The following is a 25566-nucleotide window of genomic DNA, read 5'->3' as shown; positions in this document are numbered from 1 at the left end:
ATGGCAAGTAAGATAGCTCGAAATCAGATGCCGTCGCCATACTCAAACGTATGGTGTAGCCCGTTGAAATGCTGGTCCATATCCATCGACGGCTTATCGCTGCCCGGCTTGCCGACAATACGCGCCGGAACGCCTGCGGCGGTAGTGTGCGGCGGGACAGGCTGTAAAACAACGGAACCTGCGCCAATTTTCGCGCCGCGCCCCACCTCGATATTGCCGAGAATTTTCGCGCCCGCGCCAATCATCACGCCTTCGCGGATTTTAGGATGGCGATCGCCGCTCGTTTTCCCGGTACCGCCCAGGGTGACGGATTGCAGAATCGACACATCATCTTCAATAACCGCCGTCTCCCCCACCACAATACCGGTGGCATGGTCGAGCATAATCCCGCGGCCAATTTTCGCTGCCGGGTGAATATCCACCTGAAACGAGACCGAAACCTGATTTTGCAGGAAGATAGCCAGCGCGCGGCGACCTTTATTCCACAACCAGTGACCAATGCGGTAGGCCTGTAGCGCATGAAAGCCTTTCAGATATAACAACGGCGTGGAGTATTTATCCACCGCCGGATCGCGAGTGCGCACGGCCTGAATATCGCAGGCTGCCGACGCGATCATTTCCGGGTCGGCGGCATAGGCTTCTTCAACTACTTCACGGATAGCGATAGCGGGCATGATGGGCGAAGCCAGTTTATTTGCCAGCATATAGCTCAGCGCACTGCCCAGATTTTCATGCTTGAGTAGCGTGGCGTGATAAAAACTGGCCAACATAGGCTCACAGTCAGCTAAAGCGCGGGCTTCAGCTTTAATATTCTTCCAGACGATTTCCAGTTCTTCACACGGCATGGCTTACTCCAGACGGGCAGAAAACGACCAACCCGTTCTGTGCGGGTTGGGTCGTTTATGCAAACAGTTCCTTACGGCTAGTGGCGACTCAGCTCTTCCTTGCGGGCGCGACCTAATAACGTTAATGCTGCCTCGCGCGCGTTTTTTCCGCAATACAATACTTGATAAATTTCCTCGGTTATTGGCATTTCAACACCAAAACGGTGCGCCAATTCACGAACTTCTTTCGTATTGCGATAGCCTTCGACCACCTGGCCAATCTTATCCTGCGCGCCTTTAACGTCCATGCCCTGGCCAAGCATCATGCCAAAACGACGGTTGCGCGACTGGTTGTCGGTACAGGTCAGCACCAGATCGCCTAAACCCGCCATCCCCATAAAGGTGGCGGGATCGGCACCAAGCGCTGCGCCAAGCCGCGACATTTCGGTCAGCCCACGTGTGATTAGCGCCGTGCGGGCGTTCGCGCCGAAGCCGATGCCGTCAGACATCCCCGCGCCAATCGCAATCACGTTTTTCACCGCGCCGCCAAGCTGCACGCCGATAAAATCCGCATTGATATAGACGCGAAAACTTTTTCCGCAGTGCAACAGTTGCTGGAGATCGTCGGCAAAGGTCTCATCGGTTGAGGCCAGCGAGATTGCCGTCGGCAAACCCGCCGCCAGCTCTTTAGCGAACGTCGGACCGGAAATCACCGCCAGCGGGATTTGATCGCCTAACGCCTCGCGAGCGACATCCTGCAACAGGCGCCCCGTTTCCGCTTCCAGGCCTTTGGTCGCCCATACCAGACGCGCATCCGGACGCATCAGCGGTTTAATCTGCCGCAGCACGTCGCTGAAAACATGGCTTGGCACCACCACCAGAATGTTACGACTGGCCGCCAGCGCGGTTGCTAAGTCGCTTTCCAGGTGTAACGTATCGGGAAAAGGCACATCGGGAAGGAACGCGACGTTGCAGCGATCGTGCTCCAGGGTCGCGATATGTTTTGGGTCGTGGCCCCACAGGACAACCTGGTGGCCGTTTCTCGCCAGAGTGATGGCAAGAGCGGTGCCGTACGAGCCGGCACCGATGACTGTCATTGACGCATTACTTTGGTTCATCAGGCATCCTGATGTTCTTCAGTACCTTCGCCAGCCTGCTGCTGCAAATAGTTCATGAACAGCGCATCAAAATTGACCGGCGCAAGGTTCAGTTGCGGGAACGTACCGCGTGAAACCAGGCTGGTGATGCACTCGCGAGCATACGGGAACAGAATGTTCGGGCAGTATGCGCCCAGGCAATGCGCCATCTGAGTACCTTCAATACCGCTGATAGAGAAAATACCGGCCTGCTGAACTTCGCACAGGAACGCGGTTTCTTCCCCCAGGGAAGCCGTTACGGTAACACGCAGCACAACTTCATAAACGTCATCCGCCAGTTGGGAAGATGCCGTATCAAGATCCAGTTTAACCTCTGGCTGCCAATCTTTCTGGAAAACATGCGGTGCGTTTGGCGCTTCGAAAGAAACATCCTTGGTATAGATACGTTGGATCTGGAAAGCCATTTCAGTGTTATTTTGTTCTGACATGTGTAAAACCCTTTAGTGTTGTCCTTAAATACTTGAGTACGCCTTAACGCAACAGCGGATCCAGTCCACCACGCGCATCCAGCGCATACAAGTCGTCACAACCGCCAATGTGCTGTGCATCAATAAAAATTTGCGGAACCGTCGTTCGGCCACTACGTTTGATCATCTCTTCACGCTTCACGGCGTCGCCGTCAATCGCAATTTCCTGGAAACTCACGCCCTTGCTGTTTAACAGCGCCTTTGCACGATGGCAAAACGGACAGGTTGCTTTGGTGTAGATTTCAATATTGGCCATGACTTCGCTCCTGTTTTTTACCCGATGGATTTCATGTCGACGCAAGGGCAAGTCATTCCCCTTACGTCATGAAAACGACGGGTAATCACTTACCGCGCACCAGAGGCAGATTCTCGCCGCTCCAGCCTGCTACGCCTTCTTTCAACACAAAGACCTTTTCAAAGCCGGCTTTTGTCAGCGCGTTAGCGGATTCCTGGCACTGCATACCAGAACCGTCGACCACGATAATCGGCTTGTCTTTGTGCTTTTCCAGTTCGCCAACATTGTTGGCTTTGATTTCGCTCGGCAGCAAATTGGTCGCGCCAGCGATATGGCCTTTACGGAAATCATCACGTTGACGTAAATCCACAACAACGGCGTCCTCTTTGTTGATAAGGCGCGTGGCTTCGCCGCGTGTAATCACCTTAACTTTTGAAGTCAGACCTTTGAACGTGGTAAATAAAACCGCCACCAGTAACGCAATCCAGGCGATACTCAGTATGGGATGACGGCCAACAAATTGCATAATTTCTTGCATGGGGGGTAACAACTCCCGACGTAGTGATTAAAAAACCAGGAAAGGAGTATACCTGCGCAGTGGCGCAAATACAGCCAGAGCGTGCACTGGAATGCATTTTTGCGGGGCGCTACGAAAAAAAATCACGCTATTACTTGCCTTCTCACGCCAGCGCGATCCCTTTCTTTGATCTTCTGAGGCTATTTTATCGATTCAGCTGTAGTAAAATTACGCAATTATTTTGTCTATTGAGTATGAGGTTGTCGCAATGTCGGTTTCTAAAAAACCTATGGTACTGGTGATTCTGGATGGCTACGGCTACCGTGAAGAACAGCAGGATAACGCTATCTTAAACGCCAAAACCCCAGTGATGGATGCTCTGTGGGCAAAACGTCCGCATACCCTGATCGACGCATCCGGTCTGGAAGTGGGTCTGCCTGACCGCCAGATGGGCAACTCCGAAGTGGGCCACGTTAACCTGGGCGCAGGCCGCATCGTTTATCAGGATCTGACGCGTCTGGACGTTGAAATTAAAGAACGTACTTTCTTTGCTAACTCAGTCCTGACCAATGCGGTAGACCAGGCGAAAAACGCCGGTAAAGCGGTTCATATTATGGGTCTGCTGTCCGCGGGCGGCGTCCACAGCCACGAAGATCACATTATGGCGATGGTGGAACTGGCCGCAGAGCGCGGCGCAGAAAAAATCTATCTGCACGCCTTCCTCGACGGTCGCGACACGCCGCCGCGCAGCGCTGAAGCCTCGCTGAAAAAATTCGAAGACAAATTCGCCGCGCTGGGCAAAGGCCGCGTGGCGTCTATCGTCGGTCGTTACTACGCTATGGACCGCGACAACCGTTGGGATCGCGTGGAAAAAGCGTATGATCTGATGACCCTGGCCCAGGGCGAATTCCAGGCGGATACCGCTGTGGCTGGCCTGCAGGCCGCTTACGCTCGTGATGAAAACGATGAGTTTGTCAAAGCGACCGTTATCCACGCCGAGGGCCAGGCTGATGCGGCGATGGAAGACGGCGATACGCTGATTTTCATGAACTTCCGCGCTGACCGCGCGCGCGAAATTACCCGCGCTTTCGTTAACGCTGATTTCGACGGCTTTGCGCGTAAGAAAGTGGTTAATCTGAACTTCGTAATGCTGACCGAATACGCCGCCGACATCAAAACTGCCGTTGCCTACCCACCAGCGTCGCTGGCGAATACCTTTGGCGAATGGATGGCGAAAAACGACAAAACTCAGCTGCGTATTTCCGAAACGGAAAAATATGCGCACGTAACCTTTTTCTTTAACGGCGGCGTAGAAGAACCGTTTGCTGGCGAAGAGCGCATTCTGATCAACTCCCCGAAAGTGGCCACTTATGACCTGCAACCGGAAATGAGCTCTGCAGAATTGACTGAAAAATTGGTCGCGGCGATCGAAAGCGGTAAGTACGACACCATCATTTGTAACTATCCAAACGGCGATATGGTCGGTCATACCGGCGTGATGGAAGCCGCCATCAAAGCGGTGGAAGCGTTGGATAACTGCATTGACCAGGTAACAAAAGCGGTTGAGTCCGTTGGTGGACAACTGTTGATTACCGCGGACCACGGCAACGCGGAGCAGATGCGCGATCCGGCGACCGGTCAGGCGCATACCGCCCACACCAACCTGCCGGTGCCGCTGATTTATGTCGGCGAGAAAAACGTGAAGGCGGTTGAAGGCGGCAAACTTTCAGACATTGCGCCTACCATGCTGTCGCTGATGGGGATGGAAATCCCGCAAGAGATGACTGGTAAGCCGCTGTTCATCGTGGAATAATCCCTCCCCATGAGGGGAAAGGCGATTAACACCATTCAACAGGCCGTGAAACCAAGAACGTTTTCAGTCAGGCCTTTGTTCTACGCCAGCGTACTTAGCGCTGGCGTATTGTTGTGCGCCTTTTCCGCCCACGCGGATGACCGTGATCAACTCAAATCTATTCAGGCCGATATCGCCGCGAAAGAACGCGACGTACGCCAGCAGCAGCAACAGCGCGCCAGCCTCCTGGCACAACTGAAAGCCCAGGAAGAGGCCATCTCGGCCGCAGCGCGTAAGCTGCGCGAAACGCAAAGCACTCTGGATCAGTTAAACGCGCAAATTGATGAGATGAACGCCTCAATTGCCAAACTGGAGCAGCAAAAAGCCAGCCAGGAGCGTAATCTCGCCGCGCAGTTGGACGCCGCTTTCCGCCAGGGCGAACACACCGGCATTCAGCTTATTCTTAGCGGAGAAGAAAGCCAGCGTGGGCAACGCCTGCAGGCCTACTTCGGCTATCTGAACCAGGCGCGCCAGGAGACTATCGCCGAACTGAAACAGACTCGCGAACAGGTCGCCACGCAAAAAGCCGAGCTGGAAGAGAAGCAAAGCCAACAACAAACGTTGCTGTATGAACAACGCGCCCAGCAGGCGAAGCTGGAGCAGGCGCGTAATGAACGTAAGAAAACGCTTGCCGGACTGGAGTCGTCTATTCAGCAAGGCCAGCAACAGTTAAGCGAACTACGCGCCAACGAATCACGCCTACGCAACAGTATCGCGCGGGCAGAAGCGGCGGCCAAAGCGCGAGCGGAGCGTGAAGCCCGCGAAGCGCAGGCGGTACGCGATAAGCAGCAGGAAGCCTCGCGTAAAGGCAGCACCTATAAGCCGACGGAAAGCGAGCGTTCGCTAATGTCCCGCACCGGCGGTCTGGGCGCGCCTCGCGGTCAGGCATACTGGCCGGTACGCGGCCCGATATTGCATCGCTATGGCGAACGGCTGCAAGGTGAGCTACGTTGGAAGGGGATGGTGATCGGCGCGTCAGAAGGCACCGAGGTCAAAGCCATCGCCGACGGCAGGGTGATTCTGGCGGACTGGCTGCAAGGCTATGGCCTGGTGGTGGTCGTGGAGCATGGTAAAGGCGATATGAGCCTTTACGGCTATAACCAGAGCGCGCTGGTCAGCGTAGGCGCGCAGGTGCGCGCCGGACAACCTATCGCCCTTGTGGGCAGTAGCGGCGGTCAGGGCAGACCCTCGCTTTATTTCGAAATTCGTCGCCAGGGTCAGGCCGTCAATCCACAGCCGTGGTTGGGAAGATAAGTTTTGCCTCAGTTTCGTCGCTCCATTCTCACGCTGGCCACTTTGCTGGCGTTTGCACATCCCGTTTTCGCTGGCAAGCTCGCCATCGTGATTGATGATTTTGGCTATCGCCCGCATACGGAAAACCAGGTTCTGGCGCTGCCGCCAAACATCTCCGTCGCCGTGCTGCCCAACGCGCCGCACGCGCGCGAAATGGCAACTAAAGCGCACAATAGCGGGCATGAGGTGTTAATCCATCTGCCGATGGCGCCGCTAAGCAAACAGCCGCTGGAGAAGGATACGCTGCGACCAGATATGAGCAGCGATGAGATCGAGCGCATTATCCGCGAGGCGGTAAACAACGTGCCGTATGCCGTCGGGCTTAATAACCACATGGGCAGCGCAATGACTTCCAGCCTGTTCGGTATGCAAAAAGTGATGCAGGCGCTGGAACATTACAATCTCTATTTTCTCGACAGCATGACGATTGGCAATAGCCAGGCGATGCGCGCGGCATCCGGTACGGGTGTGAAAGTGATCAAGCGCAAAGTGTTCCTCGACGATACGCAAAACGAGGCGGATATCCGCCGTCAGTTTAATCGCGCTATCGAACTGGCCCGTCGCAACGGTTCCGCTATCGCGATTGGTCATCCGCATCCCGCAACGGTTCGCGTGCTGCAACAGATGGTTTATCGCCTGCCGGCGGATATCACCCTGGTACGTCCAGGCAGCCTGCTCAACGAACCGCAGGTAGATACGTCCCGACCTGGTTTGACGCCGCAGAAAATTGACGCGCCGCGCAATCCCTTTCGCGGCGTGAAGATGTGCAAGCCGAAAAAACCGCTGCAACCGGTCTACGCTACGCGCTTTTTCAGCGTCATCGGCGAGAGCATTACGCAAAGTTCCGTGGTTGTCTGGTTTCAGCACCAGTGGCAAGGCTGGGGGAAAATCGCCGCGCCTAAAAACGTGAGCGCTAAGACAGATTGAGCGCCTTACGGGCCATACGACGGTGCGACAAAGTTTTGTCGCGCCATTGCCACAGCCGGAAAGACCAGAGTAGCGTCTGATAAGCCGCTTTCGCGCTGCGGACGTTAGCCATCATCCGTCTATACATGCCAGAAGTAAAAATTTCGGCAATCATACGCTGGCGGGTCAAAATATCAGGTTCTTTACGCACCGCATGACAAACGCGTAACGCTTCCCAGGTAATTTGCTGGCGAAATTCCGGGTAAATCGGAATACGATGGGCATAATCACGATTGAGCTTTTCTAATAATCGCGTAATTTTAATATAATGCCGCTGATAATTAAGATTTTTATTGCCTTGTCTTTGCAAACGGCTTACCGAATTATCATGCAGGAAATATTTATATAATGATTGTTCGGTATAACGTACGCGCGTGGCATTAAACATAACTTCCGTCGACCATAATATGTCCTGATGATGTAGTCCGGGAACGAAAGTAATATTGTTATCGGTAATTAACGCACGTCGATACACGCCCATCCAGACAACATGCGTCCAGCGCCGCGAGGCCAGCGCCATACGCAACCAATCCGGTCCGCTTAATACCCCGGTGGAACGCAGACGATCGGTCGGAATAGATTGCCAGGCGTGCCCGGTTTTTCGGACGCACCAGTCCGCATTACACTGCGCAACGTCCAGATCATCGTTAAGCGCCATGGTCATCAGCGTTTCATACATCTTCGGGTAGACCAGGTCATCCGCATCGACAAAGGCGACATAATCGCCGGTCGCCGCTTGCAGGCCAAGATTACGGGCGACAGATGCGCCAGCATTGGCCTGATGAAGCAGTCGAACATGCGGGTAATGTTCCGCGTAATGTTTTGCTATCTCAACGGAATGATCAGTCGATCCATCATTCACAATAATAATTTCCAGCGCCGACCATGTTTGCGCGATTAATGACGCCATGCAAGCATTAAAATCCGCTCCCGCATTATATAACGGGACAATGATACTCACTTTGGCTTTACTATTTTTCATAACGATTACCAGAAAAACCTTAATTTACCCTGCCTTTATACTGTGGCTCTATTAAGAAACTATTAAGTCGCCATAATTAATTTTTACAGTAAAAAGCAAGCACAAAACTCAGAGTAGAGCGTGACGTTAGCGAGTAAAATAAGAGTAAAGCGCAATTACGAATGCTTGATGTCTATGACAATTCTTTACGGCTTTCCAGATTTTCCCTAACAAAAAAGGTTGGCGAATGACACCAACCTTTTACGATGAAACGTATATCAGACCCGATAAAATTATCGGGTCTCTATACATATTAATCCCAGCTCAGAATAACTTTTCCTGACTGGCCTGAACGCATGGCGTCAAAACCTTTCTGGAAATCATCAATAGAGAAACGATGGGTGATAATCGGTGACAGATCCAGACCGGACTGGATCAGCGCCGCCATTTTGTACCACGTTTCGAACATCTCACGACCATAAATACCTTTAATGAACAAGCCCTTAAAGATAACTTTAGTCCAGTCGATAGACATATCTGATGGCGGAATCCCCAGCATCGCAATACGACCGCCGTGATTCATGGTGTCCAGCATGGTACGAAACGCCGGCGGCGCGCCGGACATCTCCAGCCCCACATCAAACCCTTCGGTCATTCCCAGCTCCGCCATGACGTCGTTCAGGCTCTCTTTCGCGACGTTGACCGCGCGGGTGACGCCCATTTTACGCGCCAGCTCCAGACGGTATTCATTGACGTCAGTAATCACCACATGACGCGCGCCGACATGTTTCGCCACCGCGGCGGCCATTACGCCGATTGGCCCCGCCCCCGATACCAGTACATCTTCGCCGACCAGATCGAAAGACAGCGCCGTATGCACCGCATTACCAAACGGGTCGAAAATAGAGGCTAAATCATCAGAAATGTTATCCGGGATTTTAAACGCATTGAACGCCGGGATGACCAGGTATTCCGCGAAGCAGCCGGGACGGTTGACGCCCACGCCAGTGGTGTTGCGACACAGGTGAGTACGACCGCCACGGCAGTTGCGGCAATGACCGCAGGTGATATGACCTTCGCCGGAGACGCGATCGCCGATTTTAAAGCCTTTCACTTCCTGACCGATGCCGACCACTTCGCCGACATATTCATGCCCCACGACCATCGGAACCGGGATGGTTTTTTGCGACCAGTCATCCCAGTTATAGATGTGAACGTCAGTGCCGCAGATGGCTGTTTTACGGATTTTAATCAGCAAATCGTTATGGCCGACTTCCGGTTCCGGAACGTCGGTCATCCAGATGCCCTCTTCCGCTTTCAGTTTGGATAACGCTTTCATCTTACATCCTCAGGCAATCACGCCCAGTTGTTTACCAATACGCGTGAACGCGTCTACCGCACGCGTAATTTGCTCAGGCGTATGCGCCGCAGACATCTGGGTACGAATACGCGCCTGACCTTTTGGTACGACCGGATAGAAGAAACCGGTAACGTAAATGCCCTCTTTTTGCAGTTCGCGGGCAAATTTCTGCGCGACAACCGCATCTCCCAGCATTACCGGGATGATGGCGTGATCCGCGCCTGCCAGCGTAAATCCCGCGGCAGACATCTGCTCACGGAACTGCCGGGCGTTCGCCCACAAGCGATCGCGCAGTTCTGCGCCCGCTTCCACCATCTCTAACACTTTAATAGAAGCCGCCACGATCGCCGGCGCCAGTGAATTGGAGAACAGATATGGGCGGGAACGCTGACGCAACCACTCAACGACCTCTTTACGCGCCGCGGTATAGCCGCCGGATGCGCCGCCTAACGCTTTACCCAGCGTACCGGTAATAATATCTACGCGGCCCATTACGTCGCAGTATTCATGGGAACCGCGACCGTTTTCGCCGACAAAGCCTACCGCGTGAGAATCATCAACCATCACCAGCGCATCGTATTTATCGGCCAGATCACAGACGCCTTTCAGATTGGCGATGACGCCATCCATTGAGAACACCCCGTCGGTGGCGATCAGGACATGACGCGCGCCGGCCTCACGCGCCTCTTTCAGCCGCGCTTCCAGCTCTACCATATCGTTGTTGGCATAGCGATAGCGCTTCGCTTTACACAAACGCACGCCGTCAATGATAGACGCGTGATTCAGCGCGTCGGAGATAATGGCGTCTTCCGCGCCCAGCAACGTCTCAAACAAGCCGCCGTTAGCGTCGAAACAGGAGGAATACAGAATCGCATCTTCCATGCCGAGGAAGCTTGCCAGCTTTTGCTCCAGCGCTTTGTGGCTGTCCTGGGTGCCGCAGATAAAACGCACGGACGCCATACCGAAACCGTGGCTGTCCATGCCCGCTTTTGCGGCATTAATCAGCTCAGGGTGATTCGCCAGCCCGAGATAGTTATTGGCGCAAAAGTTAATAACGTGGCTTCCATCCGCCACGGTGATATCCGCCTGCTGCGCAGACGTAATAATGCGCTCTTCTTTAAACAATCCTTCCGCCCGGGCGGTTTCCAGATCGTTGGTTAACTGTTTGTAAAAATCCCCACGCATTGCGATTCTCCAGACTGGGCAAATTTCAGCACATATTACCCAAAGCGATACGTTGATACGAGATGACGCGTCATCACTTCTTTAAAATGCAGCATAAATCACGCGTATCCTCACGGGTTATCAGTGAATGGATGAATAGTGTTATGATAAGAGCATTCATGTCTGAGACAGTCTCTGACACCATAATTCAAAGGTTACAGTTATGATTATCGTTACCGGCGGCGCGGGCTTTATCGGCAGCAATATCGTTAAGGCCCTGAATGATAAAGGTATCACCGATATTCTGGTGGTGGATAACCTGAAAGACGGCACCAAGTTTGTAAACCTGGTGGATCTGAACATTGCTGACTATATGGATAAGGAAGATTTCCTGATCCAGATTATGTCCGGAGAAGAGCTCGGCGATATCGAAGCTATTTTCCATGAAGGCGCCTGCTCTTCCACCACCGAGTGGGACGGCAAGTATATGATGGATAACAACTATCAATACTCCAAAGAGCTGCTGCACTATTGTCTTGAGCGCGAAATTCCGTTCCTCTACGCCTCTTCTGCCGCCACCTATGGCGGTCGCACGTCTGACTTTATCGAATCGCGCGAATACGAAAAACCGCTTAACGTTTACGGCTATTCTAAATTTCTGTTTGATGAATATGTGCGCCAGATCCTGCCAGAAGCGAACTCGCAGATTGTCGGTTTCCGCTATTTCAACGTCTATGGACCACGTGAAGGCCATAAAGGCAGCATGGCAAGCGTGGCATTTCATCTGAATACACAGTTAAACAACGGCGAAAGCCCGAAACTGTTTGAAGGCAGCGAAAACTTCAAGCGCGACTTCGTTTACGTGGGCGATGTGGCCGCCGTTAACCTGTGGTTCCTGGAAAGCGGCAAGTCCGGCATCTTTAACCTGGGCACAGGCCGTGCGGAATCTTTCCAGGCCGTCGCCGACGCGACGCTGGCATACCATAAAAAAGGTAGCATTGAATACATTCCGTTCCCGGATAAGCTGAAAGGTCGCTATCAGGCGTTTACGCAGGCGGATTTAACCAATCTGCGCAACGCGGGCTACGACAAACCCTTTAAGACCGTCGCCGAAGGCGTCACGGAGTATATGGCCTGGCTGAACCGCGACGCGTAAGTATGAAAATTTTGGTCATTGGCCCGTCCTGGGTGGGCGACATGATGATGTCGCAAAGTCTCTATCGCACGCTTAAAGCGCGCTATCCCCAGGCGATAATCGACGTGATGGCGCCAGCCTGGTGCCGTCCGTTGTTATCGCGTATGCCGGAAGTTAACGAGGCGATACCCATGCCGCTGGGCCACGGCGCGCTGGAAATCGGCGAGCGCCGTAGATTGGGCCATAGCCTGCGTGAGAAGCGCTACGATCGCGCCTGGGTGCTGCCAAATTCGTTTAAATCGGCGCTGATTCCTTTCTTTGCCAATATCCCGCACCGTACCGGCTGGCGCGGCGAAATGCGCTATGGCCTGCTGAACGATGCGCGCGTCCTTGATAAAGACGCCTGGCCGCTGATGGTGGAGCGCTACGTGGCGCTGGCCTATGACAAGGGCGTGATGCGCACGGCGAAAGATCTGCCGCAGCCGCTACTCTGGCCACAGCTCCAGGTTAGCGAGGGTGAAAAGTCGCTGATGTGCAGCGATTTTTCGCTATCTTCTGAACGTCCTCTGATTGGCTTTTGCCCCGGCGCGGAATTTGGCCCGGCAAAACGTTGGCCGCACTATCACTACGCCGAACTGGCAAAACAGCTCATTAACGAAGGGTATCAGGTCGTACTGTTTGGCTCGGCAAAAGACCATGAAGCCGGAAATGAGATCCTGGCGGCGCTGAATAGCGAGCAGCAGGCATGGTGTCGCAACCTGGCGGGGGAAACCCAGCTGGAACAGGCCGTCATTCTGATAGCCGCCTGTAAAGCCATCGTCACCAACGATTCCGGGCTAATGCACGTCGCGGCGGCGCTCGACCGCCCGCTGGTCGCCTTGTATGGCCCAAGTAGCCCGGATTTCACGCCGCCGCTGTCTCATAAGGCCCGGGTGATTCGTCTTATTACGGGTTATCACAAAGTGCGTAAAGGCGATACGGCGCAAGGCTATCACCAGAGCCTGATCGATATCACGCCGCAGCGGGTTCAGGAAGAGCTTCATTCGCTGTTGTCGGAAGAGGGCGTTTAATGCGGGTTTTGATCGTTAAAACATCATCGATGGGCGACGTATTACATACCCTGCCTGCGCTTACCGACGCGCAACAGGCGATTCCGGGGATTCAATTTGATTGGGTTGTCGAAGAAGGGTTTGCGCAAATTCCGTCCTGGCACAGTGCTGTCGATCGCGTGATTCCCGTCGCTATTCGCCGTTGGCGCAAGGCCTGGTTTTCCGCGCCCATCAAAGCGGAACGCACAGCCTTTCATCGGGCGGTATGCGCATACCAATACGACGCTGTGATTGATGCGCAGGGGCTGGTGAAAAGCGCGGCGCTGGTGACGCGTCTGGCGCATGGGATAAAGCACGGTATGGACTGGAGTACCGCCCGCGAACCGCTGGCCAGCCTGTTTTATAACCGTAAACACCATATCGCAAAGCAACAACATGCGGTTGAACGGACGCGCGAACTGTTCGCCAAAAGTCTGGGATACGATAAACCGCAGTCGCAGGGCGATTATGCCATCGCAAAACATTTTCTGCATTGCCAGCAGGCGGTTAGCGATCCGTATGCGGTGTTTTTACATGCCACGACCCGCGATGATAAACACTGGCCGGAAGCAAACTGGCGCGAGCTTATCGGCCTGGTGGGCAACACCGGATTACGGATAAAACTTCCCTGGGGCGCGCCTCATGAGGAGGCCCGGGCTAAACGACTGGCCGAAGGCTTTGACTATGTGGATGTGTTACCGCGTATGAGCCTGGAGGAGGTCGCCAGAGTGCTGGCTGGCGCAAAATTTGTCGTATCGGTTGATACCGGCCTGAGCCATCTCACCGCCGCGCTCGACAGACCGAATATTACGCTATATGGCCCAACGGACCCTGGGTTAATTGGAGGTTATGGGAAGAACCAAATGGCATGCTGCTCACCAGAACAGAACCTGGCGAATTTAGATGCCACAAGCGTATTTGGAAAGATTCATTAAAGAGACTCTGTCTCATCCCAAACCTATTGTGGAGAAAAGATGCTAACCACATCATTAACGTTAAATAAAGAGAAATGGAAGCCGATCTGGAATAAAGCGCTGGTTTTTCTTTTTGTTGCTACGTATTTTCTGGATGGTATTACGCGTTATAAACATTTGATAATCATACTTATGGTTATCACCGCGATTTATCAGGTCTCACGCTCACCGAAAAGTTTTTCTCCTCTTTTCAAAAATAGCGTATTTTATAGCGTAGCAGTATTATCATTAATCCTTGTTTATTCCATACTCATATCGCCAGATATGAGAGAAAGTTTCAAGGAATTTGAAAATACGGTACTGGAGGGTTTCTTATTATATACTTTATTAATCCCCGTACTATTAAAAGATGAAACAAAAGAAACGGTTGCGAAAATAGTACTTTTCTCCTTTTTAACAAGTTTAGGATTACGTTCGCTGGTAGAAATTGTCTTTTATATTCAGGACTATTCCAGAGGGGTGATGCCATTTACAAACTATGACCATCGACATATATCTGATTCAATGGTATTTCTGTTCCCGGCATTGTTGAATATCTGGCTATTCAGAAAAACATCGCTCAAACTCGCTTTCTTTGCGCTGAGCGCCGTCTACTTATTCTTAATGTTAGGCACCTTGTCGCGGGGAGCATGGCTGGCAGTTTTAGTGGTGGGCGTTTTATGGGCGATTTTGAACCGCCAGTGGAAACTAATGGGAATTGGCGCTGCTATCCTGGTTATTGCTGGCGTTTTAGTTATCACTCAGCAAAGCCATAAACCGGATCAGGAGCGACTACTGTATAAATTACAGCAGACAGATAGCTCATATCGTTATACTAACGGAACCCAGGGCACCGCGTGGATACTGATTCAGGAAAACCCGATCAAGGGCTACGGCTATGGTAATGATGTGTATGATAGTGTTTATAATAAACGCGTTGTCGATTATCCAACGTGGACCTTTAAAGAATCCATCGGTCCGCATAATACCATCCTGTACATCTGGTTTAGTGCTGGCATATTGGGTCTGGCGAGCCTGGTCTATTTATACGGCGCTATCATCAGGGAAACAGCCAGCTCTACCTTCAGGAAAGTAGAGATAAGCCCCTACAATGCTCATCTTTTGCTATTTTTATCTTTCATTGGTTTTTATATCGTTCGTGGTAATTTTGAACAGGTCGATATTGCTCAAATTGGTATCATTACTGGTTTTCTGCTGGCGCTAAGAAATAGATAAAAAAACGCGCTGATACTTATTACGGTATCAGCGCGTTTTCCATCATCAGGACTCAATCACTTATCAAACCAGCTTTTCATTTGTTCCTCGAAACGCTGCGCTACATTTTCCCAACTGTATTTTGAAAACACCAGGGATTTTGCTTTTTCGGCAATCTGGTGGCGTTCCTTATCAGCAAGCGCACGGTTAATATCATTAATTATACTGTCGCTCGACATAGGTTCTGCGAGGTGATAGCCCGTTATGCCATCTAACACAAATTCGCTAATCCCCCCTTTTTTGCTGGCAAGAACCGCTTTTCCTGCTGCCATCGCTTCTACAGCCACCATGCAAAATGCCTCTTCAACCTGAGACGGCACAATAACCAAATCGGCTATATGATAGAAGTTATGCATCTGGTCGGGAGATTGCCCCCCAGCCATAATACAATCCGTTCCAATCTCTTTTGCGGCGTCCAGTACTTTCTTTTGATACTCTGCTTTTTCACCCTTGCGGCTTGCATAAGGGTCGCCAACAACGACAAGTTTAATATTACTTCTTAAGGTACGTAATTTTTTGAACGCCTGCAAAAGCAACAGGATGCCTTTATCAGGCGAAATTCTCCCGGCATATAAGAGAACGGTGGCATCTTCCGCAATATTTAATTGCTGACGAAGATTATCTTGTGGGTTTCTTTTATAAGTCTCAGCACAAAAACCATTAGGAACAATACTAACAGCAGCGGCAGGCAATCTTTCTTCATAAAACGCTTTAAGAAACTGACTGGGCACGATAATTTTTGCATCGTTATCAGGAAGTTCTGGTTCAAATGCGTTATGCATGTGCATAACCAGTTTTGCATTCGGATTGCGCTCTCTGATCTGCCGATACAGTTTCATACTATTATGAATAACAATGACGCTATCTTCCTGGGTAGTCACTTTATCTCTAATATTAAGGACGCGCTGGGAATAGGGTAGTGGGTCGAGACGAGTCCATTTCTGAAAAAGACGCTTATAAACTTTACTAAACCCAATGTAATGAATATCACAGTTATCGTTTATTTTATTATATTCAGGATAGCCAGCATTCTTTATACAAGTAATAGCACTCGGTATTGATAGTCGTTTTGCAACCTGGTAAATCCAGGTTTCTACCGCAGCCGCACCACGAGGAGGAATTGAAAATATAGGAGTAACAGTAAATATGATTTTTTTAATCATAATAGCTATAATCCAGAATAGTTAACTTTATAGAAAAAGAAATGTTATAGAAAAAGAAATTCGTGCCAAAGCAACGCAAAATAATGATTTATCTAGTGTCTAGACAATTTTATCGTAATATATTTCATCCTCAAGTTCCGAGGCTGTAATATATGGAATAATATCGTAATGAATTGCAGTATCATCTGATAAATTAAAGATATTTAAATCACTCACATTTTTTCTCATAAAAGTAAAAAATGGCAGTATTTTAAACAGGTCTTTACTAAGCTCAGATGGCATAGGGCTGGTAGATTCGTCATAGAAACGTGGGCAACTCCCTGTTAAGTCAAGCCCAGAACATATAATACGGCCATACTTGAGGGAATAGGCAACCTGAATAGCGGTATAAGCAATAGTATGGCAAGAGCAATAGCCGATGCTGATATCCTTGCAAAATCCAGCCAGTCGTCCTCTTTTCGAAAGAGGAACTGAAATAAGTAATGCTTTATGAACCCGCTTGAGGATATTAAATTTAATTTTCTTTAAAAAGCCCCCTTTTTCTCGGCGATAAAAGGAGCGAATAATTAAACAGTTTTCTTCAATATATTTTTGATCATCTACTGAAGCCTGTTCGTACACATCAAGATTGACGATAGTAAACTGACTGTTACGGCTAAAGTTATAAAAATCTTCGCGCCGGCGATGAAGGAAGCGAACATCCGTCAGAAGGTACAAAAATGGCTTGACGTTATTGTTTAGCAAATATTGAACAGAACCATTGACTGCAATGACATCTTTCATTCGTAACAAGGACAGCGGCGTCTTTCTGGACGTAGGACCAGAAAGAAAAATAATACAATCTTCAGCCGTTCTTTTCGCAATAAGTTGCAGAACATCGGCGTGAGTTATGAAATTAACGCTACCCATAAAAAACTCGTATGTTTATCATGCAACCTATAAATAAATGTTATATTCAATAACTAATATTACATCTCAAATTCTCTCAAGTATGTCATAACGCTGCAGCAAATAAAAGTCAGTCAGCCCCTTAAATTAAACCAAACGTGCTACATTGATCAGCGCTTTTCCTTACCCTTAATACGACGAAGGAAATTTCGAAGTTTTTTCTTATAAATCAATAAGTAAAATCCGATATCTCTCACATTATTTTTGATACCATAATGTCTTTCTAAATCAATACGATCCTTTGCTTTCCGTTGCCTTGAAGGTCTTTTTCCGGACAAATCGATAATTCTGATCTCATTGCCTTGCAGGATAAAGTTACCTTTATGGGGATCGCCCGAAACCATACCATGCTGATGCAGAGAATATATCGACTGTTTGATTTTCCCTCTCACCTCGTCAGAAATTTCTGGCATATCAACAAGTTCAATACCTTCAATATACTCAATTATCATCACGTATGTTTTTACATAGCGTAATGTTTTAATTTCCGCCAGCAGGTAAAAATCATTAAGCGCCGCAAACCCTTCACGCCGCACACGATCTGTCTGATGAAAAAGCTTTTCGTAGTAATCCCCTTTTACTAACGATTTGAAAAAGCGTTCAGTATTTTTTACTTTTGGACTAAATACTTTGAGAATATATTTTCCGTAGTCTGTATTAATCAATACAACTTTTGTATCTTCTATATTACGGAAGACTTTAATAACCTGATGATTATAAGATAGAAAATCTTTAAATATCTCAATGTATTTTTCACCGTCTTTTTTGACAAAGACAGTATAGTTTTTAATCTTTTTTTCAATAATCATAATGGAGATTTAGGCAGGGGAATTATTTGTGGAAAAGTTTACGATAAAGATATGCGCTTCCAGCCAGAAGGCCTTTAAAATAATGCCCCTGCACGAGAAGATGTTTATATCGCTTCTTAAATTCAACTATGGTACGCGCATCTTTTGCAGGAGAATCTTTCCAGGGCGAATTCAACCGTGCATTTTTATAATAGATAACTGACGGATAATTTGCCCAGGCATGCCATGGTTTTGTAGCGCCCGTATAATGAATTAAAATAGTATTATCATTAATTATATTGCTATACTTTTTATGTGACTTATCTTTCAACTCACTTTTGATAGTATAAATGGTATTATACGGTCGTGGGAGAAAAATGACTTTATCCTGTAGGAGAATATTCAAAACATCCTGATCGGGATATTTAAAAGAGTCAGCTTCTTTACCTGCCAAAAGTAAAAATGCCTTTTCGGTTAAGGCATTCTCTTTCCATAATTTCAGGTTAACAAAAACCACGCCGGAGTTAAAATAACCACCTTGTAAATTAAATGCTCTTAATCTCTCATTTACCTTATTCTGGATGGAATCAACATCTTTTACGACCGCAGCAATCTTCTCTGTCAAATCAAGCTGTAGAAGATCTTGCAAAGATCCTTTGCATACAACATCGGCATCCAAATAAAGTAGTGTATTTACCTTCTTGCTGAGATAATCGAAAGCAAATAAACGAAAATACATTGCTCTCGACCATACTTTAGTTTGAGGCAATACCTCAAGGCTTTCTACTTTAATAAGATAAAGAGAAATTTTTATGTGATGCTGTACGGCTAAACGCTCTATATATTTTACAAAACACGGAGAGTATGAATCACAAATAATGTGAAAAGCGAGCGGGATATTATTGTTTAGTACAACTGAAGCAATTGATACCCCCACACCATCAAGATAGTTTTCATCAACGCCATAAGAAATGTTTAATACGTTATCATCATTATTATTATTACTTTCATCAAAAACTTTATATTCAGCTATTTCTATCTCAGGAAATGAATCCATTACATCACCTATGGGTTTTATTCAAGAAGTTTACGTTTAAAGTAGGCTATATAATAATTTATACCCGAAGTATAATGCTTCTGATTAAACATATGCTTTGCCGCATAACGTAACTGATGGCTAGTGACTGGATTTAAAAGTGCACAATGAGACCATGGTGAGTTGCTCTTAGCCTGTAAAAAATATTGTGACACAGGATAAGCCCCCCAACTATGCCAGGGCTTCGTTGGTCCGATATAATGAACAAATACAGTCTCAGCATCAACTGGATTAATAACTGAATCTTTTAATTCATAGTTAAGACTAAATTGTGTATTAAATTTTTTATCAACAAAACGTGCTTTATTCACTAACAATATATTTAATACATCCTGATCAAGGTGCGTTATGCGCTGTACTACCTCCGGATCTTTTAGCATTTCAATCGCTTTCTTAGAGATATTTTCTGCGGTCCAAAGAGGTATGTTAATTAAAATAAAACCGGCATTAAAATAGCCAGAAACCAGCCCAGGTGTTGCCAGGCTAACCGAGCGCTTAGTCCACCATTCCAACTCGCCTTCAGCAACGACAGCCGCAATCTCATTTTCAGCGAAATTAAGATCAATAAGTTCCTGAATACTCCCCTTACATGCAATATCTGCATCCAGATAAAGTACTCTATCTGTTTTATCTGAAAAATAATCGGCGATAATGAATCTAAAGTATGTTGCATAGGTCCAGTTTTTGGTACTGGGTAGCGATTTTAAGCGCTCACAGTCGATTAGGTAAACAACAATCTGCGTAGCGTACTGTTTTGCTAATGCCTCAAATCGCTGCTGGTCTTCAGAGTCAAAGAAATCGGTAAAAACATGGAAAGCTAACGCCTTCTCTGGGTTAGCGAGGAGAACCGATGCAATAGAGACACCACAGCCAAAAAGAAAGTTTTTATCAATTCCATAAGCTATATTAAATTTATCAGCATCACTATGTTGTGCATAGTTATAATCTAAAGTCTGTTGAATGACTTCTTCTTCAAAATATTTTCTGCTCATAGTGATCACTTTTGTAATTTCGAGAATATTGCATTATTAAAATTTTTAAAATATAGCACATCGTAAAATCTCTCAATCGTGCCGGGAATAATATCATGCTGATATTTTACTTCACCAGAAATAACGCGATTAAGGTGTCCTACAAAATCATCTATAGCCCCCGGGGTGTAAAGCTCACCATTCAAGCCGGGTTTAATCATATCGCGCGGACCAGACATACAATCAGAACTAATACACGGAATTCCATATGACATTGCTTCCAGCAGGGTCATAGGAAATCCCTCAAATGCAGAGGTAAGTAGTAACGCGGTGACATTTTTTATTTTTTGCTGTACGACTTGCCACGGCTCGCTTTGCCAACCATACCAGATCACACGCTGCTCAATACCAAGCTCCCGACTATAGGCCTGGCACTTTTCAAAATCTGAGCCATCACCAATAATATGTAGCTGCCATTCCCCTGTCGTACGAGCTAAGCCATCAAATAAATCTTTAACTCTTTTCTGTCCTTCAAATTTAAGACGCCCTACATAGAGAAATACAGCGGGTTTATCGCGCTCAGGCGACGGCACAATGATTGTTTTAATAGAGACAGGATTATAAACGACGCTAATATTTTGCGCTGAGATACCCCGTGCCATCATCTGTTCTTTAATACCACTACTGATGGCCAGATGATAATCTGCGTACGTTATACATTCTGCATGTTTTTTATGGTCGAGCGAAAAATGCGGCCACGAGAAAATAGTAAACTGTTTACCACTTTTCTTTCGTGCTTTATTGGCATAAAGACATGAGATGACATCAATACATATCACAATATCCGGTGACGTTTCTTTCAGCCACTGACTAAAATTATAAACATGCTTAGCTCGACGAAGAAAACTTAATTTTATATTTGAGAATGATTGCGCATATTTAATCTCTTTTAGCCATGCTTTATCCATTTTGTCATTACGACAAAAGAAAAACATTTCACAGTTGATTTTCGGAGAGCTATTTTCAAACGTATGGATAACGTTGCTAATAACGGTTTCCATCCCTCCAAAACCAGATACCGCTTCGCCTATAAATGCTATTTTCAATGAAGTCACCATTTGCTGACACTCATGTTATTCGGCTTCCTTCACTTTTAAAATTATGTAAGAACAAACCCAATCAACACTATATTTATACTGAGACCTGATTAAAATCGAACCCCAGTCCATGATTAAAGCTATCTTTTAGAAAAGGGCTGGTTATTTTATAGTTTTTGATAGTTGAGATATTATTTAGGTTATACTGAACTGTGCTATTAAATCCATATATCTCTAATGATATCCCTTGCTCCAGATATTCTAAAATAATGTCCTCGGCTATCATTTCAGAGCTAACATTCAATACACCATTAAACTGATGAGAGTCATATCGAGGGTGAGGAATATATATATCAACCGCTTCTTTTTTAATAAACCGCTGAAGATGCTGAAGAAAAACACACTCATCTTCTTTATTTTTTAACGCATCAGTATATACAGTTCCCAATAATACTTTTTTAAAGCCATTATTCGTATCAGGAAGACCGTTATGGTGTACCAATATAATTCCTTCGGTCTTTTCAATTATGTTGGTTCTATTAGGAAATAGAGTATAATGTTTTGCGTCTAACTTTAATATTTCATCTTTATGATATTTACGCCCCATCAGCTTTCGTATTAACTTCGATGTGGCGCTTATATTATTATTTTCATACATTATACTTTTCTGATTGATATTATTTGTACCATCATCAAAGGTTTTTATTTCAGAAAAAGTGATACAGGATAAAATATGGTGTATAAGCGGGACATGAAAATTCGCGAAGAAAACAGTATGATATTCTCTGGCATACTTTTCCATGATTTTTTTAGCATACCGTGTTCTTTGAATCGTTTTAAATGTCGAAAATTTTGCTACCTGCGGGACGATGTCTGAGTGCCGACATAACGGCTGAATTTTTTTTAAATAGTACTGATTTTTTACGTTATCTACATCGCCAATAAATAAAACATCAACTTTTTTCAACTGCTCTTTTTCTATAATTGACCGTGCAATCAATAATTGCAAATTAGTCATGCATATGAATAGAAACATATAGCCTCTAAGCTATTTAAATATATAAATTTTATATTAAAGATTTTTTCTTATTGTTCTTTCTTTAATTCGAGCGGCTTTAACATCCGCCTGATGAATCAACCCCGATTCTTTGTGCAAAATCTCTCGCAGGGGGAGAGAGAAATACTCACGCATAAACCGGAATATATCTCGCTGAGTCAGGCCAATATTCATTGAAGAAAAATAAAGCCCAATTAAATCCTTGTCACGCCAGCGAAGGGGAACGTGCTGACGTATCTGCGCGCGATGCAGGTCGATTACGGAGATTTTTAAATCCTCTTCACGACCTGTGAAAGGTAAATGCAGAAGAAAGTGGCAAATATAACAGTCACGATGGTTAATTCCCCCGGCGTGCATTTTACGTACCATAGTCGCAACACGCTTAATAATCATCCACTTCACCTGCGCGTCCGGTGGATTAACAGCCCAGTCAGCACAGTAGTCTTCAAGGCTAATGGTAGGCGTTAAATCTTCGGTGATAATAAATGATGTTCTGGTTAGCGGGTTTACGCCTTTTTCACCAAAACCAACGCCGTGCATCGTATCAACGCCCAGCTCATGTAGACGATGAATGGCGTGCCATTCTCTGTCAGCGCCCAGAACAGGCATACGTAACGAAATCAGGTTCTTCACAATTTCTTTCAGCGAAGTGCCTTTATGCCACTTCAGGAAGTAGCTTTTGCCGTCCAGCTCAAACCGCAATGTTCGACGCGTCTCCAGCTCTCTGAACACTTCGCCCTGTAACGTTTTCACTTCCTCAAAAGCATCTTTACCGCGCCATAGTGTGGTTAACGGCGCTTTCAGCTCAACCATCTAAATCACCTGTAATAATATCTGCGGCCTTCTCCGGTAAGCTGTATAAATCCTGGGTATCAGCATAATACCGCGCATTTTCAGCCCAGGCGCTGCGTAAGGAAGGCTGTGTCAGCGCTTTGAGTAAAACCTCATTTAGCGCATCCTGGCGGAATGGTTCAGTCATCGCTTCGCCACAGTTTGCATCCACAATATAATGTGCATAACCGCACACCGCGGTTGTCAGCACCGGCAAACCAGCAGTAATGGCTTCCAGCAAAACAATACCAGCAGCTTCCTGATAGGCTGGATGCAGTAAAAGGTCGGCTGCCGCCATTAACTCCGCGATATCATTACGTCCGGAGAAAAAATGCACATTCGTGCCAACGCCGCTTCTTTCAGCCAGCGCTGCAAACTTCTTCGGCTTATCCTGCCCGACAACATAGAGCACCGTATTTTGCCGTAAAGATTCGGGTAGCGATGCCAGCGCTTCAATAGAGCGATCCACACCTTTACGGGTAAAGTCAGACCCTACTTGCAACAGTAATTTTTGCTGTTCTGAGATACCATTTTTCTGACGATAAATTTGACGACTGTTTGGGATCTGTTGGCTATATTTTCTGTCCGGGTAAATCCCCGGTGGAAGAATATGGAAACGCTCCGCTTCAGTCTGATAATGTTTTTGGAAGTCAGCAATCTGCTTATTCGTCAGCATTAATAGTTGCGTCGGCTTGCCGTGTTCAAACGTGGCGCGTTCAAAAGCAGCATAATGCCGATAGCGTGATGTCAGGCGATAGAAAAATCCTTTTTCCTGTGCGACTTTTTCGGCGTAACACACGTCTGCGGCGTAATACACATCAAGGCCCGGCATCTTATTGAATCCAACCACCCGATCGACAGGGTGGTCGCGCAAATGGTGTTGCACCCAGGCATAATATTCTGCGTTACGACCGTGGTTCGTCCGGGATTTAACCGGCACGCGGATTAATTCAAAGTTATCCGGGCATTCCCCTTCCCATGACTGAGTATAAACACGAACCTGATGCCCTCGCGCCGCCACGGTTTGGGCAATGCGCATAAAATCACGCTGCAGACCGCCAAAAGGAAAATATTTATATAAGCAAAAGGCAACTCTCATAGCAGGCTGTCCAAATCTATGGTGCGTGCCTCATGCGGCAGCATTTTTTCCGTCGCGGCGATAACATCTTCAGCCGGAATCACGGAAAGGTATTTTTTATTACGATCAAGCTCATGCCGTTCAGGCATCGGCTGATAATTTCCTGCCCAAAACTGAATGATGTCGTCGGTCCAGGGACGCCAGAACACATGATCCGTCGCGCCGAAAAGGCAAATAACCGGCGTTTTGACTGCTGCGGCAATATGGCCAGGGGCCGAATCAACGCCGATAAAGAGATCCGCATGGTCAATCAACGCGCCCAATTCAGGAAAGCGAGTTTTACCCGCCAGACCAGTAACCGGTTTTGTCTCACAGCCGCGTGCAATAGCATCCACGCAGGCCATCTCGTCTGCGGCCGGGCCTGACGTCAGTACAACCTGATAACCGCGGCGCTGCACGGCATCAATAACCTGCGAGAATTTATCATTATCCCAGCACTTAAATAGCTGCCGTGCCGTAGGCTGAATAACAACATATTGTCGGGTCACACCAAGTTGTTTGAGCTGTTGTCGCATGTTTTCCCAATGTTCCGGGCGATAGCTCATGGTGGTTTCCGTGACATACTGTTTTAACGCTAACGGCTTTAGCGCGGATAATGTGCGCTCAACAGCATGTTCTCCCGCATAAGGTACTAAATGCGTAAAGCTCTTTTTCCATAAAGCAGACTGACGATTACCGAAATCCTGCGAGATTTTTGTTTTTGCGTTTAAAAAACGCACAATGAGCGCCACGCTCCACTGGTCGGTGAGATTGACGACCAGATCATACGAGTTAGCACGCAATTTTTTGATTAGCGATAGCGCGTTTTTAATCTTCTCTTTTGTTCCTGCGCCTTTGTTACTGATGCCGTAGAGTGCATTAATCTCCGGATTTTCCGACAATATCGGTATGGTGTTCTGGTAAAGAAGCACATCGATTTTTGCATCGGGATAATTCTGCTTCAGCGTACTGATGACAGGGGTGGTAAGTAACATGTCTCCATGAAAACGCATTTTTATAATCAGAATTCTTCGAAATGGCTTTTCCACAAGCGACTCTTTGGTTGAAATTGTCCGGATAAATAAGCAGAAAAAAGCACGCTACCGCCCCAGGCTTCACAGCAACCCGATGGCTAATACCGCACTCATTTTAGATGCGCTAGTGTAACACTTCTTTCGCAGCAATCCGATACGAATAATTTTTATACACAATCATTTTTTTAATTATAAATTCAAAGAGATAATAATTTAT

At 47.4% G+C, this 25566-nt stretch carries 25 protein-coding genes; 7 read left to right on the top strand and 18 right to left on the bottom strand.

The window, feature by feature from the left end:
* Positions 1–23: 23 nt before the first annotated feature.
* The 5 genes from cysE to OLG56_RS00695 all read right to left on the bottom strand — a co-directional run bounded on the left by cysE (position 24) and on the right by OLG56_RS00695 (position 3221).
* Positions 24–845, bottom strand: coding sequence for a serine O-acetyltransferase (gene cysE / locus OLG56_RS00715; RefSeq protein WP_001112114.1), 822 nt, complete (start codon positions 843–845; stop codon positions 24–26).
* A gap of 77 nt (positions 846–922) precedes the next feature.
* Positions 923–1942, bottom strand: a complete 1020-nt coding sequence (gene gpsA, locus OLG56_RS00710) for an NAD(P)H-dependent glycerol-3-phosphate dehydrogenase (protein ID WP_001076596.1) — start codon at positions 1940–1942, stop codon at positions 923–925.
* Positions 1942–2409 (bottom strand): protein-export chaperone SecB, encoded by a 468-nt coding sequence (secB, locus tag OLG56_RS00705; protein WP_000003370.1) that lies wholly within the window; start codon positions 2407–2409, stop codon positions 1942–1944. The genes gpsA and secB overlap by 1 nt, the downstream gene beginning before the upstream one ends.
* Positions 2410–2452: 43 nt before the next feature.
* Positions 2453–2704 (bottom strand): glutaredoxin 3, encoded by a 252-nt coding sequence (gene grxC / locus OLG56_RS00700; protein WP_001273795.1) that lies wholly within the window; start codon positions 2702–2704, stop codon positions 2453–2455.
* Positions 2705–2789: 85 nt separating this feature from the next.
* Positions 2790–3221, bottom strand: coding sequence for a rhodanese-like domain-containing protein (locus OLG56_RS00695; RefSeq protein WP_001156179.1), 432 nt, complete (start codon positions 3219–3221; stop codon positions 2790–2792).
* 247 nt (positions 3222–3468) lie between these two features.
* Here OLG56_RS00695 and gpmM point away from each other — a divergent pair, with 247 nt between their 5' ends.
* From gpmM to OLG56_RS00680, 3 genes are read left to right on the top strand one after another with little or no spacing between them, the layout of a single operon-like run.
* The gene (gpmM, locus tag OLG56_RS00690; RefSeq protein ID WP_000116587.1) at positions 3469–5013 is read left to right on the top strand and encodes a 2,3-bisphosphoglycerate-independent phosphoglycerate mutase; all 1545 of its coding nucleotides are present in this window, start codon (positions 3469–3471) and stop codon (positions 5011–5013) included.
* Positions 5014–5046: 33 nt separating this feature from the next.
* A complete protein-coding gene (envC, locus tag OLG56_RS00685; protein ID WP_058814511.1) occupies positions 5047–6306 on the top strand; it encodes a murein hydrolase activator EnvC in 1260 nt (419 codons plus the stop codon).
* 3 nt (positions 6307–6309) lie between these two features.
* Positions 6310–7272, top strand: a complete 963-nt coding sequence (locus OLG56_RS00680) for a divergent polysaccharide deacetylase family protein (RefSeq protein ID WP_001135514.1) — start codon at positions 6310–6312, stop codon at positions 7270–7272.
* Here OLG56_RS00680 and OLG56_RS00675 read toward each other — a convergent pair.
* The 3 genes from OLG56_RS00675 to kbl form a co-directional block, all read right to left on the bottom strand.
* A complete protein-coding gene (locus tag OLG56_RS00675) occupies positions 7259–8293 on the bottom strand; it encodes a glycosyltransferase (protein WP_000798133.1) in 1035 nt (344 codons plus the stop codon). The two genes, OLG56_RS00680 and OLG56_RS00675, sit on opposite strands and share 14 nt — an antisense overlap.
* Positions 8294–8585: 292 nt before the next feature.
* Entirely contained in the window at positions 8586–9611 is a 1026-nt protein-coding gene (tdh, locus tag OLG56_RS00670; protein ID WP_000645990.1) for an L-threonine 3-dehydrogenase, read from the bottom strand.
* Between the two features lie 9 nt (positions 9612–9620).
* A complete protein-coding gene (gene kbl, locus OLG56_RS00665; protein WP_001213794.1) occupies positions 9621–10817 on the bottom strand; it encodes a glycine C-acetyltransferase in 1197 nt (398 codons plus the stop codon).
* Positions 10818–11019: 202 nt separating this feature from the next.
* Here kbl and rfaD point away from each other — a divergent pair, with 202 nt between their 5' ends.
* The 4 genes from rfaD to rfaL are packed head-to-tail and all read left to right on the top strand — an operon-like array spanning position 11020 to position 15208.
* Positions 11020–11952 carry an ADP-glyceromanno-heptose 6-epimerase gene (gene rfaD / locus OLG56_RS00660; RefSeq protein ID WP_000587771.1) on the top strand — a complete coding sequence of 311 codons (933 nt, stop codon included), beginning with the start codon at positions 11020–11022 and terminating at the stop codon, positions 11950–11952.
* 2 nt (positions 11953–11954) lie between these two features.
* Positions 11955–13001: an ADP-heptose--LPS heptosyltransferase RfaF gene (gene rfaF, locus OLG56_RS00655; protein WP_000699198.1), complete on the top strand. Its 1047-nt coding sequence runs from the start codon at positions 11955–11957 to the stop codon at positions 12999–13001.
* Positions 13001–13954 carry a lipopolysaccharide heptosyltransferase RfaC gene (rfaC, locus tag OLG56_RS00650; protein ID WP_001264614.1) on the top strand — a complete coding sequence of 318 codons (954 nt, stop codon included), beginning with the start codon at positions 13001–13003 and terminating at the stop codon, positions 13952–13954. The genes rfaF and rfaC overlap by 1 nt, the downstream gene beginning before the upstream one ends.
* Before the next feature lie 39 nt (positions 13955–13993).
* Positions 13994–15208, top strand: a complete 1215-nt coding sequence (gene rfaL, locus OLG56_RS00645) for an O-antigen ligase RfaL (protein ID WP_207011579.1) — start codon at positions 13994–13996, stop codon at positions 15206–15208.
* Positions 15209–15264: 56 nt separating this feature from the next.
* Here the strand turns inward: rfaL and OLG56_RS00640 are convergent, their stop codons facing one another.
* The 10 genes from OLG56_RS00640 to rfaQ form a co-directional block, all read right to left on the bottom strand.
* Positions 15265–16410: a lipopolysaccharide N-acetylglucosaminyltransferase gene (locus OLG56_RS00640; protein ID WP_039513499.1), complete on the bottom strand. Its 1146-nt coding sequence runs from the start codon at positions 16408–16410 to the stop codon at positions 15265–15267.
* Between the two features lie 99 nt (positions 16411–16509).
* Positions 16510–17319, bottom strand: coding sequence for a 3-deoxy-D-manno-oct-2-ulosonate III transferase WaaZ (gene waaZ / locus OLG56_RS00635; RefSeq protein WP_000536017.1), 810 nt, complete (start codon positions 17317–17319; stop codon positions 16510–16512).
* A gap of 149 nt (positions 17320–17468) precedes the next feature.
* On the bottom strand, positions 17469–18167 hold the full coding sequence (gene rfaY / locus OLG56_RS00630; RefSeq protein ID WP_000582809.1) for a lipopolysaccharide core heptose(II) kinase RfaY: 699 nt from the start codon (positions 18165–18167) through the stop codon (positions 17469–17471).
* Positions 18168–18189: 22 nt separating this feature from the next.
* Positions 18190–19203, bottom strand: coding sequence for a lipopolysaccharide 1,2-glucosyltransferase RfaJ (rfaJ, locus tag OLG56_RS00625; RefSeq protein ID WP_061377048.1), 1014 nt, complete (start codon positions 19201–19203; stop codon positions 18190–18192).
* Between the two features lie 17 nt (positions 19204–19220).
* Entirely contained in the window at positions 19221–20234 is a 1014-nt protein-coding gene (gene waaO / locus OLG56_RS00620; protein WP_000088482.1) for a lipopolysaccharide 3-alpha-galactosyltransferase, read from the bottom strand.
* A gap of 5 nt (positions 20235–20239) precedes the next feature.
* Positions 20240–21319: a lipopolysaccharide 1,6-galactosyltransferase gene (gene waaB / locus OLG56_RS00615; RefSeq protein ID WP_000683988.1), complete on the bottom strand. Its 1080-nt coding sequence runs from the start codon at positions 21317–21319 to the stop codon at positions 20240–20242.
* A gap of 85 nt (positions 21320–21404) precedes the next feature.
* Complete coding sequence (locus OLG56_RS00610) at positions 21405–22328, bottom strand: glycosyltransferase family 52 (protein WP_242548770.1); 924 nt, start codon at positions 22326–22328, stop codon at positions 21405–21407.
* 54 nt (positions 22329–22382) lie between these two features.
* Positions 22383–23180, bottom strand: coding sequence for a lipopolysaccharide core heptose(I) kinase RfaP (gene rfaP, locus OLG56_RS00605; RefSeq protein ID WP_000229823.1), 798 nt, complete (start codon positions 23178–23180; stop codon positions 22383–22385).
* Entirely contained in the window at positions 23173–24297 is a 1125-nt protein-coding gene (locus OLG56_RS00600; protein WP_001261579.1) for a glycosyltransferase family 4 protein, read from the bottom strand. Before OLG56_RS00600 ends, rfaP begins: the two co-directional genes overlap by 8 nt.
* Complete coding sequence (gene rfaQ / locus OLG56_RS00595) at positions 24294–25364, bottom strand: lipopolysaccharide core heptosyltransferase RfaQ (RefSeq protein ID WP_071787086.1); 1071 nt, start codon at positions 25362–25364, stop codon at positions 24294–24296. Before rfaQ ends, OLG56_RS00600 begins: the two co-directional genes overlap by 4 nt.
* Positions 25365–25566 lie beyond the last annotated feature (202 nt).

Source organism: Salmonella sp. 2018103, from assembly GCF_026247685.1.
GTDB classification, from domain to species: Bacteria; Pseudomonadota; Gammaproteobacteria; order Enterobacterales; family Enterobacteriaceae; genus Salmonella; species Salmonella enterica.
Note: the sequence above shows the minus strand (reverse complement) of the source record. Positions and strands in the feature narration are given on the sequence as shown.

Bases quoted from the DNA above. Each gene is read 5' to 3' on its own strand.
- cysE (WP_001112114.1), bottom strand. From the start codon at position 845: ATGCCGTGTGAAGAACTGGAAATCGTCTGGAAGAATATTAAAGCTGAA.
- gpsA (WP_001076596.1), bottom strand. From the start codon at position 1,942: ATGAACCAAAGTAATGCGTCAATGACAGTCATCGGTGCCGGCTCGTAC.
- secB (WP_000003370.1), bottom strand. From the start codon at position 2,409: ATGTCAGAACAAAATAACACTGAAATGGCTTTCCAGATCCAACGTATC.
- grxC (WP_001273795.1), bottom strand. From the start codon at position 2,704: ATGGCCAATATTGAAATCTACACCAAAGCAACCTGTCCGTTTTGCCAT.
- OLG56_RS00695 (WP_001156179.1), bottom strand. From the start codon at position 3,221: ATGCAAGAAATTATGCAATTTGTTGGCCGTCATCCCATACTGAGTATC.
- gpmM (WP_000116587.1), top strand. From the start codon at position 3,469: ATGTCGGTTTCTAAAAAACCTATGGTACTGGTGATTCTGGATGGCTAC.
- OLG56_RS00675 (WP_000798133.1), bottom strand. From the start codon at position 8,293: ATGAAAAATAGTAAAGCCAAAGTGAGTATCATTGTCCCGTTATATAAT.
- tdh (WP_000645990.1), bottom strand. From the start codon at position 9,611: ATGAAAGCGTTATCCAAACTGAAAGCGGAAGAGGGCATCTGGATGACC.
- kbl (WP_001213794.1), bottom strand. From the start codon at position 10,817: ATGCGTGGGGATTTTTACAAACAGTTAACCAACGATCTGGAAACCGCC.
- rfaD (WP_000587771.1), top strand. From the start codon at position 11,020: ATGATTATCGTTACCGGCGGCGCGGGCTTTATCGGCAGCAATATCGTT.
- rfaF (WP_000699198.1), top strand. From the start codon at position 11,955: ATGAAAATTTTGGTCATTGGCCCGTCCTGGGTGGGCGACATGATGATG.
- rfaC (WP_001264614.1), top strand. From the start codon at position 13,001: ATGCGGGTTTTGATCGTTAAAACATCATCGATGGGCGACGTATTACAT.
- rfaL (WP_207011579.1), top strand. From the start codon at position 13,994: ATGCTAACCACATCATTAACGTTAAATAAAGAGAAATGGAAGCCGATC.
- OLG56_RS00640 (WP_039513499.1), bottom strand. From the start codon at position 16,410: ATGATTAAAAAAATCATATTTACTGTTACTCCTATATTTTCAATTCCT.
- waaZ (WP_000536017.1), bottom strand. From the start codon at position 17,319: ATGGGTAGCGTTAATTTCATAACTCACGCCGATGTTCTGCAACTTATT.
- rfaY (WP_000582809.1), bottom strand. From the start codon at position 18,167: ATGATTATTGAAAAAAAGATTAAAAACTATACTGTCTTTGTCAAAAAA.
- rfaJ (WP_061377048.1), bottom strand. From the start codon at position 19,203: ATGGATTCATTTCCTGAGATAGAAATAGCTGAATATAAAGTTTTTGAT.
- waaO (WP_000088482.1), bottom strand. From the start codon at position 20,234: ATGAGCAGAAAATATTTTGAAGAAGAAGTCATTCAACAGACTTTAGAT.
- OLG56_RS00610 (WP_242548770.1), bottom strand. From the start codon at position 22,328: ATGACTAATTTGCAATTATTGATTGCACGGTCAATTATAGAAAAAGAG.
- rfaP (WP_000229823.1), bottom strand. From the start codon at position 23,180: ATGGTTGAGCTGAAAGCGCCGTTAACCACACTATGGCGCGGTAAAGAT.
- OLG56_RS00600 (WP_001261579.1), bottom strand. From the start codon at position 24,297: ATGAGAGTTGCCTTTTGCTTATATAAATATTTTCCTTTTGGCGGTCTG.